Origin of the sequence: Roseomonas aerilata DSM 19363 (assembly GCF_000711725.1) — a bacterium.
Classification (GTDB): domain Bacteria; phylum Pseudomonadota; class Alphaproteobacteria; order Acetobacterales; family Acetobacteraceae; genus Roseomonas; species Roseomonas aerilata.
Genome location: NZ_JONP01000012.1, coordinates 1 through 14,840, shown reverse-complemented (window position 1 = coordinate 14,840; position 14,840 = coordinate 1). Strand labels below are relative to the sequence as shown.

At 69.1% G+C, this 14,840-nt stretch carries 18 protein-coding genes, 1 tRNA gene and 1 rRNA gene; 5 read left to right on the top strand and 15 right to left on the bottom strand.

What is annotated here, in order from left to right:
- Positions 1-33: 33 nt before the first annotated feature.
- The 13 genes from BO39_RS15025 to BO39_RS14965 all read right to left on the bottom strand — a co-directional run bounded on the left by BO39_RS15025 (position 34) and on the right by BO39_RS14965 (position 10,388).
- Complete coding sequence (locus BO39_RS15025) at positions 34-459, bottom strand: ATP-binding protein (RefSeq protein ID WP_052402126.1); 426 nt, start codon at positions 457-459, stop codon at positions 34-36.
- A gap of 71 nt (positions 460-530) precedes the next feature.
- A complete protein-coding gene (gene phoB / locus BO39_RS15020; protein WP_043834770.1) occupies positions 531-1,244 on the bottom strand; it encodes a phosphate regulon transcriptional regulator PhoB in 714 nt (237 codons plus the stop codon).
- 10 nt (positions 1,245-1,254) lie between these two features.
- A complete protein-coding gene (phoU, locus tag BO39_RS15015; RefSeq protein ID WP_043834767.1) occupies positions 1,255-1,986 on the bottom strand; it encodes a phosphate signaling complex protein PhoU in 732 nt (243 codons plus the stop codon).
- Between the two features lie 16 nt (positions 1,987-2,002).
- Positions 2,003-2,785, bottom strand: coding sequence for a phosphate ABC transporter ATP-binding protein PstB (gene pstB / locus BO39_RS15010; RefSeq protein WP_043835008.1), 783 nt, complete (start codon positions 2,783-2,785; stop codon positions 2,003-2,005).
- Between the two features lie 170 nt (positions 2,786-2,955).
- Entirely contained in the window at positions 2,956-3,846 is an 891-nt protein-coding gene (gene pstA, locus BO39_RS15005; RefSeq protein ID WP_043834764.1) for a phosphate ABC transporter permease PstA, read from the bottom strand.
- 5 nt (positions 3,847-3,851) lie between these two features.
- On the bottom strand, positions 3,852-4,832 hold the full coding sequence (gene pstC / locus BO39_RS15000) for a phosphate ABC transporter permease subunit PstC (RefSeq protein WP_084698133.1): 981 nt from the start codon (positions 4,830-4,832) through the stop codon (positions 3,852-3,854).
- Between the two features lie 45 nt (positions 4,833-4,877).
- Positions 4,878-5,921: a phosphate ABC transporter substrate-binding protein PstS gene (gene pstS, locus BO39_RS14995; RefSeq protein ID WP_084698132.1), complete on the bottom strand. Its 1,044-nt coding sequence runs from the start codon at positions 5,919-5,921 to the stop codon at positions 4,878-4,880.
- A 201-nt stretch (positions 5,922-6,122) separates the two neighbouring features.
- Entirely contained in the window at positions 6,123-6,548 is a 426-nt protein-coding gene (locus tag BO39_RS14990; RefSeq protein ID WP_043834763.1) for a hypothetical protein, read from the bottom strand.
- 14 nt (positions 6,549-6,562) lie between these two features.
- Positions 6,563-6,865: an ElaB/YgaM/YqjD family protein gene (locus BO39_RS14985; RefSeq protein WP_043834761.1), complete on the bottom strand. Its 303-nt coding sequence runs from the start codon at positions 6,863-6,865 to the stop codon at positions 6,563-6,565.
- Between the two features lie 137 nt (positions 6,866-7,002).
- A complete protein-coding gene (locus BO39_RS29985) occupies positions 7,003-8,889 on the bottom strand; it encodes a sensor histidine kinase (RefSeq protein ID WP_156963697.1) in 1,887 nt (628 codons plus the stop codon).
- 5 nt (positions 8,890-8,894) lie between these two features.
- Positions 8,895-9,053 (bottom strand): NepR family anti-sigma factor, encoded by a 159-nt coding sequence (locus BO39_RS33645; protein WP_375373048.1) that lies wholly within the window; start codon positions 9,051-9,053, stop codon positions 8,895-8,897.
- 53 nt (positions 9,054-9,106) lie between these two features.
- Complete coding sequence (locus BO39_RS14970; RefSeq protein ID WP_052402165.1) at positions 9,107-9,739, bottom strand: sigma-70 family RNA polymerase sigma factor; 633 nt, start codon at positions 9,737-9,739, stop codon at positions 9,107-9,109.
- A 121-nt stretch (positions 9,740-9,860) separates the two neighbouring features.
- Positions 9,861-10,388 (bottom strand): sigma-70 family RNA polymerase sigma factor, encoded by a 528-nt coding sequence (locus tag BO39_RS14965; RefSeq protein WP_043834757.1) that lies wholly within the window; start codon positions 10,386-10,388, stop codon positions 9,861-9,863.
- Between the two features lie 132 nt (positions 10,389-10,520).
- Between BO39_RS14965 and BO39_RS14960 the strand changes: the two genes are divergently transcribed.
- The 5 genes from BO39_RS14960 to BO39_RS14940 all read left to right on the top strand — a co-directional run bounded on the left by BO39_RS14960 (position 10,521) and on the right by BO39_RS14940 (position 14,510).
- On the top strand, positions 10,521-11,237 hold the full coding sequence (locus BO39_RS14960; RefSeq protein ID WP_043834754.1) for a response regulator: 717 nt from the start codon (positions 10,521-10,523) through the stop codon (positions 11,235-11,237).
- 130 nt (positions 11,238-11,367) lie between these two features.
- Positions 11,368-11,631: a CsbD family protein gene (locus BO39_RS14955; RefSeq protein WP_211257461.1), complete on the top strand. Its 264-nt coding sequence runs from the start codon at positions 11,368-11,370 to the stop codon at positions 11,629-11,631.
- An 87-nt stretch (positions 11,632-11,718) separates the two neighbouring features.
- Positions 11,719-11,880, top strand: a complete 162-nt coding sequence (locus BO39_RS31115) for a DUF1328 domain-containing protein (RefSeq protein WP_043834752.1) — start codon at positions 11,719-11,721, stop codon at positions 11,878-11,880.
- Positions 11,881-11,910: 30 nt separating this feature from the next.
- Complete coding sequence (locus BO39_RS14945) at positions 11,911-12,570, top strand: hypothetical protein (protein WP_043834750.1); 660 nt, start codon at positions 11,911-11,913, stop codon at positions 12,568-12,570.
- A gap of 83 nt (positions 12,571-12,653) precedes the next feature.
- The gene (locus BO39_RS14940; RefSeq protein ID WP_156963696.1) at positions 12,654-14,510 is read left to right on the top strand and encodes an ABC transporter ATP-binding protein/permease; all 1,857 of its coding nucleotides are present in this window, start codon (positions 12,654-12,656) and stop codon (positions 14,508-14,510) included.
- 58 nt (positions 14,511-14,568) lie between these two features.
- Here the strand turns inward: BO39_RS14940 and BO39_RS14935 are convergent.
- Both BO39_RS14935 and rrf read right to left on the bottom strand, forming a co-directional pair.
- Positions 14,569-14,645: transfer RNA gene (locus BO39_RS14935), tRNA-Met, on the bottom strand.
- Between the two features lie 31 nt (positions 14,646-14,676).
- Positions 14,677-14,791: ribosomal RNA gene (gene rrf, locus BO39_RS14930) — 5S ribosomal RNA — on the bottom strand.
- Positions 14,792-14,840 lie beyond the last annotated feature (49 nt).

Below are 14,840 nucleotides of genomic sequence, written 5' to 3'. Positions count from 1 at the left end.
GTGACGAATGCGCGGCGATTGTGGCGCCTGGGCTCAGCCGGCGTCCAGAAGGGCCGTGACGCGGTTGAGGCCCCCGCGGCGCTCGTAGCTGACGTTCCGCGCGAGGGTGCGGAGGAAATGCACGCCGAGACCGCCCAGGTCGCGCTCCTCCACCCCGGATTCGAGGTCCGGGGCGGCGGCGGAGAGGGGGTCGAAGGCGGGTCCGTCGTCCTCGACCAGGAGGTGCAGGGCCGGGCCCTCGCGCCGGACCTCCACAAGCAGGCGGGTGGCGCCGGTGGCGTGCATGGCGACATTCGCGGCCAGCTCCTCCGCCACGAGGACGAGGTGCTGGGCATTGCGGGGCGAGAGGGCGCTGGCCTCGGCGAAGGCCTCCAACTGGTCAAGCAGGGCGGGGACCGCTTCCACGGCGGGCGGCATCTCGTGTCGCATCGCCGCGATGTCCGACTCCGGCCCCTGCACGCCTGTCCATCCCCCGTTGCGGTGGGCAGCCTAGGGCGGCAGTCGGGACGGGAACAGGGGGGAGGCCCGGCCTATTCGACGTCGAGCGCGTAGCCGGCGCTGCGGACGGTGCGGATCACGTCGCCCTCCGCATCGCCGTTCACGGCCTTGCGGAGGCGGCGGATATGAACGTCCACCGTGCGCAACTCGACATGGATGTCGCGGCCCCAGACGGCGTCCAGCAATTGCTCGCGCGAGAAGACGCGGCCGGGGTGCTGGAGGAAGAACTCCAGCAGGCGGTACTCGGTGGGGCCGAGATGGAGGTTTCGGCCCGCGCGCGTCACGCGGTGGGCGTCCTGGTCCATGGAGATGTCTTGCCAAGTCAGGGCGCCCTTGGTCGCCGGCCCCGAGGCCCGGCGCATGAGGGCGCGGATTCGGGCCAGCAGCGCCTCGATCGTGAAGGGCTTGCCGATGTGGTCGTCTGCGCCTGTGTCGAGCGCCCGGACGGCGTCGGCCTCCTCGGTGCGGGCGGTGACCATGATGATCGGCAGGTCGCGCGTCTCGGGGCGGCGGCGGAGCTGGCGGCAGACCTCGAGGCCGGACATGGCCGGCAGCATCCAGTCGAGCAGCATGAGGTCGGGCTTGGCCTCGGCGACGCGGATCAGCGCCTCCGGCCCGTCCGTCGCCTCCTCGACCCGAAAGCCCTGCTTCTCGAGGTTGTAGCGCAGCAGGGTGAGGAGCGGCGCCTCGTCCTCCACCACGAGGATGGTCGGGCGCTGGTGCTCGGGGAGCGACGCCGATCTCATCCCCAACTCCTCAGGCCCCCGGTGTCGGCGGCAGGTCGGCGGAGATGTCCGCCTTCGGACGGTCCTCCGGCAGCACGGCGCCGCGCACGGCGTAGTGCACGGTCTCCGCGATGTTCGTCGCGTGGTCGCCGATGCGCTCGAAGTTCTTCGCAATGAAGAGCATGTGAGTGGCCGCGGTGATGTTGCGCGGGTCCTCCATCATGTGGGTGAGCATCTCGCGGAAGATGCCGGTGTAGATGTCGTCCACCGGGGCGTCGGCGGCCCAGACGCGCTCGGCCAGCTCCGCGTCCTCGCGCAGGAAGGCGTCGATGCTGTCCTTCAGGTTGCGCTGGACCATCTGCGCCATCCACTGGAAGCCGTTGACGCCGCCGAGAAAGGGCTGGCCGGAGACGATGATGGCGCGCTTGGCGACGTTGCGGGCGTAGTCGCCGATGCGCTCGATGTCCTGGCTGATCTTGAGCGCCGCGATGATGAAGCGGAGGTCGCCGGCCATGGGCTGGCGCAGCGCCAGGAGGCGGACGCAGAAGCTGTCCACCTCGCGCTCCAGCGCGTCGATCGGGGCATCCCGGCCGACCACCTCGCCGGCGAGTTCGGAGTCGCGGCGGACGAGCGCGTAGGCGCTGTCGGCCACCTGGCGCTCGGCGAGGCCGCCCATGCGGGCGATCAACTCGCGGAGGCGGCGGAGGTCTTCTTCGTAGGACTTCACGGTGCGATCCGCCTGTCGGTCCGGGTGTTGGTCCATGGCTCGCTCCCCTGCCCTAGCCGAAGCGGCCGGTGATGTATTCCTGGGTGCGCTTCTGGCGCGGCGCGGTGAAGAGGTCGGCGGCGGGCGCCACCTCCACCAGTTCGCCCAGGTAGAAGAAGGCCACCTGGTCGGCGCAGCGGGCGGCCTGCTGCATGTTGTGCGTGACGATCGCGATGGTGAAGTCGCGCTTCAGCTCGTCGATCAGCTCCTCGATCTTGAGGGTGCTGATGGGGTCGAGCGCGCTCGTCGGCTCGTCGAAGAGGATAACCTCCGGCCGCACCGCGATGGTGCGGGCGATGCAGAGGCGCTGCTGCTGGCCGCCCGAGAGGCCCATGGCGGAGCTGTTCAGCCGGTCCTTCACCTCGGGCCAGAGGGCGGCGCGGGTGAGCGCCCATTCCACGCGCTCGGCCATCTCGGCGCGGTTGAGGTTCTCGTGCAGGCGGATGCCGAAGGCGATGTTCTCGGCGATCGTCATCGGAAAGGGCGTGGGCTTCTGGAAGACCATCCCGATGCGGGCGCGGAGCGCGTTCAGGTCGAGGGCGGGGTCGATGATGTTCTCGCCATCCATCATCACCTGCCCCTCGGCGCGCTGGCCGGGATAGAGGCTGTACATGCGGTTCAGGATCCGCAGCAGGGTGGATTTGCCGCAGCCCGAGGGGCCGATCATGCCGGTAACCTGGCGGTCCGGCAGGTCGAGGGAGATGCCCTTCAACGCCTTGTTCGTGCCGTAGAAGAAGTCGAGGTCACGAATGGCGATGCGGGCAGGGTTCATGCCGGCGGTCGAGCGCACGGCCATGCCGCCGAAGCTGCCGGAGGAGGACTGCGCAGCCGCCTGGGCCGTGGCGCCCACCTTCTGCGCGGCAAGGCCGGCCTGAGCGGCATTCGCCGGCATCGGGTTCAGGGTGCCGGCGCTGGGGGCGGCGCTGCCGGTGGTCTGGTCCCCGGTGGTCTGGTTCATGGTCTTTCCTATCCGCGGGCGCGCAGCACGGCGCGGGCGACGATGTTCAGGCCGAGCACGCCGAGGGTGATCACCAGGGCGCCGGTCCAGGCGAGGGTGATCCAGTCCTCATAGGGCGAGCCCGCGTAGGAGTAGATGGTGATCGGCAGGCTCGACATCGGCTGGGAGAGGTTCACCGACCAGTTGAGGTTGCCCAGCGAGGTGAAGAGCAGCGGCGCCGTCTCGCCGGCGATGCGGGCGACCGCCAGCAGCACACCCGTGAGGATGCCCGAGACCGCGGCCCGCCAGCAGACGAGGACGATCATCTTCCACTTGGGTGCGCCGAGGCCGATCACCGCCTCACGCAGCGTGTTGGGCAGGAGGCGGAGCATGTCCTCCGTCGTGCGGACGACGACGGGGATGACGATGATGGCCAGCGCGACCACCCCCGCCCAGCCGGAGAAGCCGCCGAAGGGCAGGACGAGGAACTGGTAGACGAAGAGGCCGATGAGGATCGAGGGCGCGGAGAGCAGCACGTCCGAGACGAAGCGGACGACGTTCCCAAGACGCGAGTTGCCCGCGTATTCCGCGAGATAGGTACCGACCAGCAGGCCGATGGGCGTGCCGACGAGGGTGCCGAGCGCAACCTGGATGAGGCTGCCGACGATCGGGTTCAACAGCCCGCCGCCCGAACCCGGCGGCTTCGTCACGTCGGTGAAGACGCGAAAGGAGAGGCCGCTCGCGCCCTTCCAGATGAGGGTGGCGAGGATCGATACGAGGAAGAGCAGGCCGAGCAGAGTGGCGAGGGTGCAGAGAGTGCGGATCGTCGCATCCATCCGCGCCCGCCTGCGGCCGAGTGCGGCGGAAGCGCGAAGGTCCTTGGGGCGGCCCGGGATCGAGGAAGCGGTGGTGGCGGACATCGGGCTCAGCTCCCCGTGCGGGCGCGGAGCAGCCAGCGCGAGAGCGCGAGCACCCCGAAGGAGATGACGAAGAGGATGAAGCCGAGGGCGAGGAGGGAGGCGAGCTTGAGGCTGCCCGCCGCGCTCTCCCCGAACTCCAGTGCCACGAGGGAGGCGATGGTGTTGCCCGGCCCGAAGACGGAGGTGGCGATGCGGTTGGCGTTGCCGATGACGAAGGTGACCGCCATCGTCTCGCCGAGCGCGCGGCCGAGGCCGAGCATGATGCCGCCGACCACCGAGATGCGGGTATAGGGCAGCACCACGCGCCGCATCACCTCCCACCGGGTGGCGCCGAGGCCGTAGGCGCTCTCCTTGTAGACGCCGGGGACCTGGAGGAAGACGTCGCGCATCGTGGCGGCGATGAAGGGCAGCACCATGATCGCGAGGATCAGGGCTGCGGTGAAGAGGCCGGTGCCGAAGGGCGGCCCCTGGAAAAGATCGCCGACCAGGGGCAGCTCGCCGAGCGTGTCGATGATGGCGGGCTGCACGGTGCCGGCCATCAGCGGCACGATGAGAAAGAAGCCCCACATGCCGAAGATGATGGAGGGCACGGCGGCGAGCAGCTCGATCGCGGTGCCGACCGGGCCCCGCAGCCAGTCGGGCGCGAGTTCCGTGAGGAAGAAGGCGATGCCGAATGCAAGCGGCACCGCGAGGATGAGGGCGAGGATGGCGGTGAGGAGCGTGCCATAGATCGACACGCCCGCGCCGTAGATGTCGCTGACCGGGTCCCACTCCGTGGAGGTCAGGAAGGCGGCACCGAAGGCCCGGAAGGCCGGCAGGCCGCCCAGGAACAGCTCGACGATGATGGCGCCGAGCAGGACCAGGACGAGCACGGCGGCGGCCCGGCAGAGGCCCGCGAAGATGACGTCGCCCGTGCCCGCGCCCCGCTTGGTCGCGGGGCGGGGCGGGGCGGCGGCGGCGGCATCGGCGATGACGACCTGGGCCACGCGGGGCTCCTTGTCAGGTTGGGCTGGGGCTGCTGGACCGTCCGATCAGACCGGCCAAGCGGCCTGCCCGTTCACCTTGATCCCCGCCCAGGCGGCGCGGACGGCGTTCTGCACGTTCTCGGGCAGGGGGATGTACTCGAGGCTGCGGGCGAGCTCGCCGCCATTCTTATAGGCCCAGTCGAAGAAGCGCAGCACCGCGCGGGTGCGGGCGATATCCGTCGGGTTGGTCGGCAGCAGGATGAAGGTCGGGGAGACGATCGGCCAGGAATTGGCGCCCTGCTGGTCCACGAGGCTGGCGGCGAAGCCCGGCACGGTCCAGTCGGCGTTCGAGGCCGCGGCCTGGAAGGTCTCCATCGTCGGCTTCACGTACTGGCCGGCCTTGTTGCGGAGCTGCGCGGTCGCGAGCTTGTTCGTGCTCGCATAGGCGTTCTCGACATAGCCGATGCCGCCGCGGGTGTTGCGGACCGTGCCCGCCACGCCCTCGTTGCCGCGGGCGCCCGCGCCCGTGCCCCAGCGCACCGAGGTGCCGGCGCCGACCTTCGACTTCCACTCCTCCGAGACGGCCGCCAGGTAGGAGGTGAAGACGAAACTCGTGCCCGAGGCATCGGCCCGGTAGACGGGGGCGATCGCCAGGTTCGGCAGGGTGACGCCTGCGTTCATCTCGACGATCCGAGGATCGTTCCACTTGCTGACCTTGCCGAGATAGATGTCGGCCAGCAGCTCGCCGGTCAGGCGGAGCTGGTCCTCGGCGACCCCGGGGATGTTCACAATGGCGACCACCGCGCCCATGACCGAGGGGAACTGCATGAGGTTGCCCTCGGTGAGCTGCTGCTGGGTCAGCGGGGCGTCGGAGGCGCCGAAGTCCACGGTGCGGTTGCGGATCTGGTTGATGCCCGCGCCAGAGCCGACGGACTGATAGTTCAGCTCGATACCGGCCGCCTTCGCCCCCTCGCCCCAGCGCTGGTAGACGGGGTTCGGGAAGGAGGCGCCGGCGCCCGTCACCTGGGCGGGAGCCTGGGCCAGGGCGGGCAGGAAGCGCCCGGCGGCAAGGGTGGCGAGGCTGGCGAGAGCGATGCGGCGCTGGATCACGGCGTGATCTCCGAAGGTTCCGTGCCTGCCCCAAGGGGTGGGGACCGGCGCGCGCCTTCTAGGCACCACCGGCGACGCCTGCGTTGCACTTATATGACAGATAGATGACACCCCGAGGATGCCACTACCCGCAACGAAAAAGGCGCCTTCCCGGGGAAGACGCCTTTCTTCTCTCGTGCTCGGCGGCGTCCGGGCCGCGGTTCAGGCCCGGCGGTTGCCCCAGAGCTTCGGCCAGAGGGCGGCGATGGCGATTCCCGCCACCGCCACCAGCGGTGCCGCCTGGGTGGTAAAGCCGGCAACCGCGGATTGCGCCGCGCCCTGCAACGCCACGTTGCGCACGGCCTGCGCCTCCATCTCCTCCCGCGGGGTGGCCTTGCGGGAGGCGAGGAGAACAAGAATGCCAGCGACCACGAGATCGAGCACCAGCACCACCAGCGCGGAGACGATCGGCCCGAAATAGAGCAGCGCGGTGTGGAACAGGAGGACGTGTAGCATCGCAAAGGCCGCGAGCCCCATCACGCCGGCGCCGACATAGAAGCCGATCCGGGTGGCGGTGGCGCTTGCCTTCGCCTTTAGGCGCCGGCCTTCCGCCTGCGCCGCCATGCCGACCAGGCTGAAGGTCCGCATCGCGCCCCGCCCCTTCAGCGGCCGAGGATGCGGGCGAGGATGTAGCCGACGCCGGCGGCGATCAGCAGGGACTGGCCCGGGCGCTCGCGCACGCGGTCGGTCACGGCCTCGTACTGCACGCGGGTGGCGTCGGTCGCGCGGGCAGCATAGCCCTCGGCGGCGTCCATCGCCTGGGACATGTACTTCTGGCGGTCGGCGAGGAGTTCCTCGACCTGCTTGCGAAGCGCCGCAAGCTGCTCGCCCACGCTGCCGACCGCGTCATTCACAGCGGCAGAGGCCTGGTCGAAGGTCTTACCGGCGTCGGTGTTCTCGCTCATCAATACTCTCCTCGGGACATGGTTCGGTCGGGGGGGCAACGCGCCCCCTGGGGCGGGGTTGCGCGGCTGCCAGGGGAGGGTTGCGCATCCGGAAAGTTGGGGCGAGCGCGCGGCGAGGGCAGCCCCCCTCCCCTTTCTCAGCCCGACATCGTGCGCGGGGGATGGTTGTCGCGGATGGGGAAGCGGACCGTCCAGCAGGTGCCCCCGCCCTCCTCCGGCGACCGGCGCCCTCCGGTGAGTGGGCCGCCGAGCTGCTTGGCGAAGCCCTCCATGAGCTGGATGCCGAGGCCGCGGGGACGTTCCTTGCGGTCGGGGATCCCGATGCCGTCGTCGCCGATGACCAGCGTGACCGTGCCGCCCTCCTCCGACAGGCTGAGGCGGATGGTGCCGCGCATATCGTCCGGAAAGGCGTGCTCCACGGCGTTGCCCACGGCCTCGGTCACCAGGAGCGAGAGGGAGACCGCCTGATCGGTGGAGATGGCGATGTCCGCGACCTCCAGCCGCAGCGCGAGGCGCTCGCCCGGCGATTCGTTATGGGACGAGAATTGCTGGTTCGTCAGCTCGGTCAGGAAGGGGACGAGCGAGACCGTCTCGAAGGAGTGCTGCATGTAGAGGTGGCGGTGCAGCGTCGCCAGCGCCCGCACGCGGTTGCGGGCGGCGAGGAACTCGGCGGTTGCCGCGGGGTCTCCGATCCGGCCGGCCTGGAGGTTGAGGAGCGAGGAGACAATCTGAAGGTTGTTCTTCACGCGGTGGTGGATCTCGCCCATCAGGGCATCCCGCTGCTCAAGGGCCGCGCGCAGGTCCGATTCCCGCCGGGCGAGGGCGGCGGCGGCCTCGCTGAAGGCCTGCTCCACTGCCCGCACCTCCCGCGGCTCGGTGCCGGCGGGGCTGACACGGAAGGCGGCGCCCGGTCGCCAGCCACGTACGCGGACTGAGAGCAGGCGCAGCGGCCGCACCATGGCGAGGTCCGCGCCCACTACGATGGCGGCGAGGCAGGCGACAAGGAAGGTCGCCAACTCCATGACGCGCTGGATGAGGACGGTGCGCGCCGCCTCCCGCACAACGCCGACGGGCTGTGCGACAATGAGGCGGAGACCTGGATTCAGGCGGGCACTGGCATAGGCGAAATTACCATTAAGGCCGTCCACCACCTGGCCGCCGTCATCCAGCCGCTCCAGCATCGAGGGGTCGAGGGCCGGACCGCCGGCACCACCGGGGGCCAGGATGCGGCCATCGCGGTCCACCAGCCAGACGAGGCCGCCACCCTCCCTTCCGCCACCCGCGGAGAGAGGCGAGAAGTCGCGGAGTGCTACCGTGCCGGCAACAGCCCAGGTGCCGCCCGGGTTGGCCACGGGGCTCGGCGCGGGACTGCCGGCGGGCTGGCCACCTATGATCGAGCCCGCGCCGGGCACCACCACCGGCAGCACGGGCAGGCGCGCGCTGCCGCCAGGCAGGAAGCCGCCGTAGACGGGGCTTCCCGCCTCAAGGGCCTCGTTCATCAGGCCAGCCAGATCGACGCCTGCCGGGATGGAGCCACAGAGCGGGAGGGAGCCGGGAACGATGAGCGCGATCTCCCCGACATCGCCGGGATGCAGGTCGATCACGCGGCGAAGGGCGGGGTTGCAGGCCTTGGGCTCATCGGTCGCGCGCGGATCCTCGCGCGCCAGGGCAGCGAGGAGCGACTCGGCGGCACCGAGGGCCGCGCCGTAGCGCACCGCCATCAGCGTGCGGAAGCTCTCCACAGCGCGCCGCCCTTCGGCGAGGGCGGCGCGGTGGTCCTGCAGGGCATTGGTGATGGCAATGGAGGCGACAGGAATGCCGGCCACCATCAGCAGCACGATCATCCGGCCACGAATTCCGCCGAGCACGGTGGCAAGCCAGCGGCGGAACCAGCCGGCGGGCGCGTTGTGGGCGGCCCCGGCAGGGAACTGCCCCTCGGCGGCGCCTACCGCGCCCTGGGATACGGCGGATTGGGTGAATTCAGGACCCGCGGCAGCGCCGGACGGGGACGTATCGTCCGGCACCTGTCTCAGCTCTGCCCGCGATCCTGCTCGATCAGGCGCAGCAGCTCTTCTGGGATGGGCTCGCGCATCACGTCGTCGAACAGCTGGTGGAGGCCGCGCTGCAGCCAGATGTCAAACGCAGCCTCGGGCGCGGCTTGGCCGCGACCGTTCGTGCCGGACTGCACGGGCTTCGACACAGCGGCCCCCGCTTTCGACTCTGGCTTACCCTCGTCCATCCTCAGACAGGGGACGCGTGCCCCACTCCGTTCTCGTCGCGCGCAGTATGACGGCGGGCGGCGCGAGTGGAAGAGGCGGACTTGCGAGCGGCAGAACGGGACTCCACCGGGGTCTCCACGCCGCGCTCCTCGCCGGTCAGCCAGCGCTGGAGGGTCTGGCGGGCGCGGAAGACGCGGCACTTGGCGGTACCGACGGCGCAATCCATGGCGGCCGCCACCTCCTCGTAGGAGAGGCCCTGCACGGTCACCATCACCAGGGCGGTGCGCTGCTCGGCGGGCAGCTTGCCGAGATGGCCACGCAGCTCGCGCATCACCAAGCTGTCCTCCTGGGCGCCGGGGCGGGCGAAGGCGCTGCTCGGCACATCGTCGATGTCCGTCGTCTCGCGCTTGCGGCGCACGTCGGAGATGAAGCGGTTGCGGAGGATGCGGAACATCCAGGCGCCGAAGTTGGTGCCGGGCATGAAGCTGTCCTTCGCGGCAAGCGCGGAGGTCACGGCAGCCTGGACGAGGTCGTCGGCATCGGAGCGGTTGCGAGTGAGGGCGAGGGCCTGAACCCGGAGCCGGGGCAGCGTGGTGACGAGCAGCTTGTGGAAGTCGGCAACGGTATGCGTGGCGCGGGTGGGCTGCTGGGTCATCGTGGTCTCGGCGGCGGTGTTCGTCATGGTGACTTTCCCTCGTCTCGAACTTCGCCGGACCAATGCGTGTCCCTGGAGATAGGTTACCAAATCCTTGTTCACGAAAACGGGGGCTGTATTTTCAAGGCTCTGGACCTGTCCCTTCCTCTTCCGGGCCACCGTACTGGGCGGCCAGCGCCTTCCTGGCGCGGGAGAGCCGAGTCTTGAGAGTGCCCACCTGCACTCCCGCGACCCGCGCCGCGTCCTCGCCGGAGAAGCCGAGGGCGCCCACAAGCACGAGCGCCTCCTGCTGGTCGCGCGGAAGGTGAGACATGGCGCGGGCGAGACCCATCACCTCCATCCGGTGCTCCTGCCCGGCGGGCGCACCTTCCTCCACCGGAACGCGATCAAGGGCGCGCTTCTGCGCCGCCGCGCGGCGGCGGTTCTCGAACCAGGCGTTGCGCAGGATGGAGAAGGTCCAGGCGCGTAGGCTGGTGCCGGCCTGCCACTGCTCCTCGTTACGGAGTGCGCGCAGCAATGTGTCTTGCACGAGATCGTCGGCTGCTGCCGGATCGCGAGCGAGGAAGCGTGCGAAGGCCCGGAGATCGGGGAGCAGGCGGATGAGGGCGGGGCGGAACTCCTCGCCCACTGGGTCGTCCTGTTTCGTCATGAACCCGATCGAGAGGGTGGCTTTGCGCAGGAATGGTCATCGTGCATGGACGCGGCGGCCAATGGACCCATCTATGGACTCGCCGGCCCGCCATTCGGGTGGCCCGGACGGGCTCTCGGAGGACTATCACGGATGAATGCGGTCTCGCAGGGGGAGTTGCTTCGCACCCTGCCCTTCGCACGGCGCTACGCGCGCGCCCTGACGGGCGGACAGGCACGCGGTGACGCGCTGGTGGCGCAGGCGCTACGCGCCGGCCTGCCCTCCGACGTGCCGGTCGAGATCGCCCTCTTTGCCGGGGTGAGCCGGCTGGTTCCGGACAGCACCGGCGAGCACATCAGCGCCAAGCAGCGCCAGCTTCTGCTGCTGACGTCGCTGGAGGACCTTTCGCTCACAGATGCGGCGCAGGTGATCGACACACCGCTGCCCGAGGCACGGCGGCTGCTCGATTCGGCGCGCGAGGCGCTGCGGGCGGTCGCGGCCACGGACATCATGGTGATCGAGGACGAGCCGATCATCGCGATGGACATTCGCCAGCTGGTGGAGGCCTGCGGGCACAACGTGGTGGGTATCGCCAGCGGGGAGATGGAAGCGGTGGCCATGGCGCGGGACCTGAAGCCCGGCCTGATCCTGGCCGACGTGAATCTCGGCCCAGGCGGGGACGGGATTTCGGCCGTGCAGCGAATCCTGCAGGAGCAGGACACGCCGGTGATCTTCGTGACCGCCTATCCCGAGCGTCTGCTGACGGCGGACCGGCTGGAGCCGGCCTTCATCATCAGCAAGCCCTTCGAGCCGATGGCGCTGGCCATCGCAACCTACCAAGCGGTCTCCGGCGGCGTTCCGCTGACCTGAAGTTCCTTCCCGCGCGAGACCGAAGGCCCGGCCGGGCAACTGGCCGGGCCTTGCGCTCGTTTCCGCCGGTGGCCCGCGCTGCATGGGCTGGGGCTCGCGGTGCGCGGGCGGTGGGAACAGGGAGGCATCGATGGACTGGGACCGTTTCGCCGGCGACTGGTCGGGCATGGGCGGCAGGATCCGCCAGCAATGGGGCAAGCTGACCGAGGAGGATATCAGCAAGGCCGGCGGGGACCGGGACATGCTGCTGGAGCGGATCCGCGAGCGCTACGGGGTCGGGCCTGACGAGGCGGAGCGGCAGCTTGCTGACTGGGCCTCCTCGCATGATGCGGGGAACGCCAACCAGTCCGTTTCTACGAGCGGCGCGACTGAGGGACAGAACGGAACGGTGTAGCGCGAGGGCAACGGACCGTGGCCGCGCGGCAACCGCTGCCAGAGCTTCAACGTTGAGGCATCGCATCGCTCTCCAAGGACATCTACCATGCTCTACTGGACCGTCATCTTCCTTATCATCGCGCTCGTCGCGGGCGTTCTCGGCTTCGGTGGCGTCGCCTCGGCAGCGAGCGGCATCGCGAAGATCCTCTTCGTCATCTTCATCATCCTGTTCCTCGTCTCCCTCGTCGCGGGACGCGGCTGGATCTGACACGGCGTCATGAACCGGCGCAGGGCATGCGTGACCGGCCTCGCGATCTTTCTCGCGGGGCCGGTTGCTTTTCGGGGCTCCGTTCTGGCTCAGGGAACGGTTGAGGGGTCGGGCCGCCTGTGGTTCGACCCGACGCAGCTTCCCTCCTTCACGGGCGTGATCGACCGCTACCTCATCAACCCCGATGGAAAGACCGACCGGCTGCTGTTCCGCGAGGGGCCTCAGGTGATCTTTCCGGAGAATGTCGCGGACGAGATGATGGCGGCGGTGTCGCCGGGCCACAGCATCGTCGTCTACGGGATCCGCGCGCGGCGGGCGCCGGTGATCACGATGCTGGCCTGGGCGAAGGACGGCTCCTCGGCACCGCATTTCGTGGAGCGGCCTACCTGGACCTTCCCAGCCTTCCACGCGGCGGATGCCCGATTGGAGGTCTCCGGCACGGTGCGGGCACCGCTACTGACGGCGCAGGGCGACTCGATCGGGGCGATCCTCGACGGCGGGGCCGTGATCCGCGTGCCGCCCGGCGTTGCGGCGGCGCTGGGCGACCGCATCTCCGTGGGTAAGACGGTGGCGGCCTCGGGTCGCGGCGCGGAGGTGCAGGACCGGGGCAAGGCACTTGATGCCGACCGGATCGGCGAGGCGCCGGACAAGCTGGAGCCGCTACCGGCGCCGGTGGACAAGCCGCAGTGAGGGGCACGCGGTGAGAGAAAACCGGCAACTGATCAGGACATGACGGTGCCGGGCATGACGGGCGGGGACGGGCAGGACAGGGCGTGAGCGAGACGAAAAGAGACGAGACGGCAGCCCAGGCGGCGGCCGGGACAGCGCAGATCCAGACGGGACCGGTCATGGCCTTCCTCCGCCTGGCAGGCGGTTTTTTCCTGCGGGAAAAAGGCGCGCGGTATCTTGGGGCGGGCCTGCTGGCGTTGACGCTGCTGCAGATCCTCATCCAGATCCGCTTCAACCTCTGGAACCGCGACTTCTTCAACGCGCTGGAGAACCGCGACCGCGACGCCTTCCTCTGGCAGATGGTTCTCTTCCTCGGCCTAGCCGGGTCATCGATGATAACGGCGGTCTACCAGCTGTATGTGAAGCAGCTCGTGCAGTTGCGTTGGCGGGAGTGGCTGACGAAGCGGCTGCTCGATCTCTGGATGACGAATGCGCGCCACTACCAGCTCGAGCGCGCGGGGGAGAGCAACAACCCGGACCAGCGCATCGCGGAGGACGCGAGGCTGAGCGTCGACCTGGCGGTGGATTTCGCGACGGGCCTCTTCAACTCCGCCATCATGCTCTGCGCCTTCATCGGTATCCTCTGGACGATTTCGGGCGCGCTGAACCTGACGATCGGCGGACACGCCATCACGATCCCCGGCTACATGGTGTGGGCGGCGCTGATCTACGCGACGATCGGCTCGGTACTCACCTTTTTCGTGGGGCGGCCCATGGTGCGCCTGAACACGGAGCGGATGGCGAAGGAGGCTGATTTCCGCTTCTCACTCGTGCGTGCCCGCGAGAGCAGCGAGGGCATCGCGCTGATCGGCGGCGAAACCGACGAGCGGCGCGGGTTGGTGCAAACCTTCGTGCATGTCGCGACTTCCGTGCGCGACCTCATGCGCAGCCAGCGCAATCTCATGTGGCTGACGAGCGCCTACGGGATGCTGACCTCCGTCTTCCCGACCGTGGTTGCGGCGCCCTCCTACTTCTCGGGCGCGATCACATTGGGCGGGCTGATGCAGATTGGTTCCGCCTTCGGCTCGGTGCAGGCCTCACTGAACTGGTTCGTGGACAACTTCCCGCGGCTGGCAGAGTGGCGCTCGAGCGTGGAGCGGCTTCTGAGCTTCCGCGAATCCCTGCGCGTGATCGAGGAGATGGTGACCGAGCCCGATCAGCCGACGATCGTGCGCGTGGAGGAGCCGGAAGGCGAGGAGGAGCGCGTTGCCTTCCGCGACGTGCAGGTGGCCTTCTCCAACGGCTCGGTCGTGATCGCCGAGGCGACAGCGGAGATCCGTGCTGGCGAGCGGGTGCTGGTGAAAGGTGAATCCGGCACCGGCAAGAGCACGCTGTTCCGCGCTTTCGCGGGCATCTGGCCCTGGGGAAGCGGCGAAATCTTCATGCCGCCGCGCGACGCCACGATGTTCATGCCGCAGCGCCCGTACCTGCCACTCGGCACGTTGCGAGGCGCGCTGTCCTACCCAAAGCCGCCGGAAACGGTGACGAACGAGGTGGCGTCCGCTGCACTGTCGCGCGTGGGCTTGTCGCACCTGGAGGATAAGCTGGACGAGGACGGACGCTGGGACCAAATGCTGTCATTGGGCGAGCAGCAGCGGTTGGGCTTCGCACGGCTCCTTATCCAGAAGCCCCGCTGGATCTTCATGGACGAGGCGACAGCTGCGCTCGATGAGGAGAACCAAGACGCGATGATGCGGCTGGTTGTGGACGAGCTGCCAGACAGCGCGCTCATCTCGATCGGGCACCGCCCGGGTTTGGAAGCCTTCCACGAGCGCACACTTCACCTGCAGCGCGGTCCGGAGGGTGCGAGGCTGGCGATGCGGACGCCGGCGCGCGTGCTGAAGACGCGCAAGATCAAGATCCGCAACCCCTTCCGCCGACGAGCGCGCGTCACAGTGTGAGGTGGTATGAACACCAGAACGCCCCGGCCTGTGGGGGCTGGGGCGTTTTGTTGAGGTTTGGATGCGGGGACAGGATTTGAACCTGTGACCTTCAGGTTATGAGCCTGACGAGCTACCGGGCTGCTCCACCCCGCGTGAGGGTGTGATGTGACGTTCTGGTCTGGTGGTCTGGCGCCGACCGACTCTCCCGTGTCTTAGGACACAGTACCATAGGCGCGGGGTGGTTTCACGGCCGAGTTCGGGATGGGATCGGGTGTGTCACACTCGCTATAGGCACCAGGCCACCGGGCCAGAACGTCTGATAGTTTTTCCTCCTTTATGGGGAGGGGG

Coding starts and splice junctions, on each gene's coding strand:
- phoB (WP_043834770.1), bottom strand. CDS start 1,244: ATGAGATCGGCGTCGCTCCCCGAGCACCAGCGCCCGACCATCCTCGTG.
- phoU (WP_043834767.1), bottom strand. CDS start 1,986: ATGGACCAACACCCGGACCGACAGGCGGATCGCACCGTGAAGTCCTAC.
- pstB (WP_043835008.1), bottom strand. CDS start 2,785: ATGGCCGTGCGCTCGACCGCCGGCATGAACCCTGCCCGCATCGCCATT.
- pstA (WP_043834764.1), bottom strand. CDS start 3,846: ATGTCCGCCACCACCGCTTCCTCGATCCCGGGCCGCCCCAAGGACCTT.
- BO39_RS14990 (WP_043834763.1), bottom strand. CDS start 6,548: ATGCGGACCTTCAGCCTGGTCGGCATGGCGGCGCAGGCGGAAGGCCGG.
- BO39_RS14985 (WP_043834761.1), bottom strand. CDS start 6,865: ATGAGCGAGAACACCGACGCCGGTAAGACCTTCGACCAGGCCTCTGCC.
- BO39_RS14970 (WP_052402165.1), bottom strand. CDS start 9,739: ATGACCCAGCAGCCCACCCGCGCCACGCATACCGTTGCCGACTTCCAC.
- BO39_RS14965 (WP_043834757.1), bottom strand. CDS start 10,388: ATGACGAAACAGGACGACCCAGTGGGCGAGGAGTTCCGCCCCGCCCTC.
- BO39_RS14960 (WP_043834754.1), top strand. CDS start 10,521: ATGAATGCGGTCTCGCAGGGGGAGTTGCTTCGCACCCTGCCCTTCGCA.
- BO39_RS14955 (WP_211257461.1), top strand. CDS start 11,368: ATGGACTGGGACCGTTTCGCCGGCGACTGGTCGGGCATGGGCGGCAGG.
- BO39_RS31115 (WP_043834752.1), top strand. CDS start 11,719: ATGCTCTACTGGACCGTCATCTTCCTTATCATCGCGCTCGTCGCGGGC.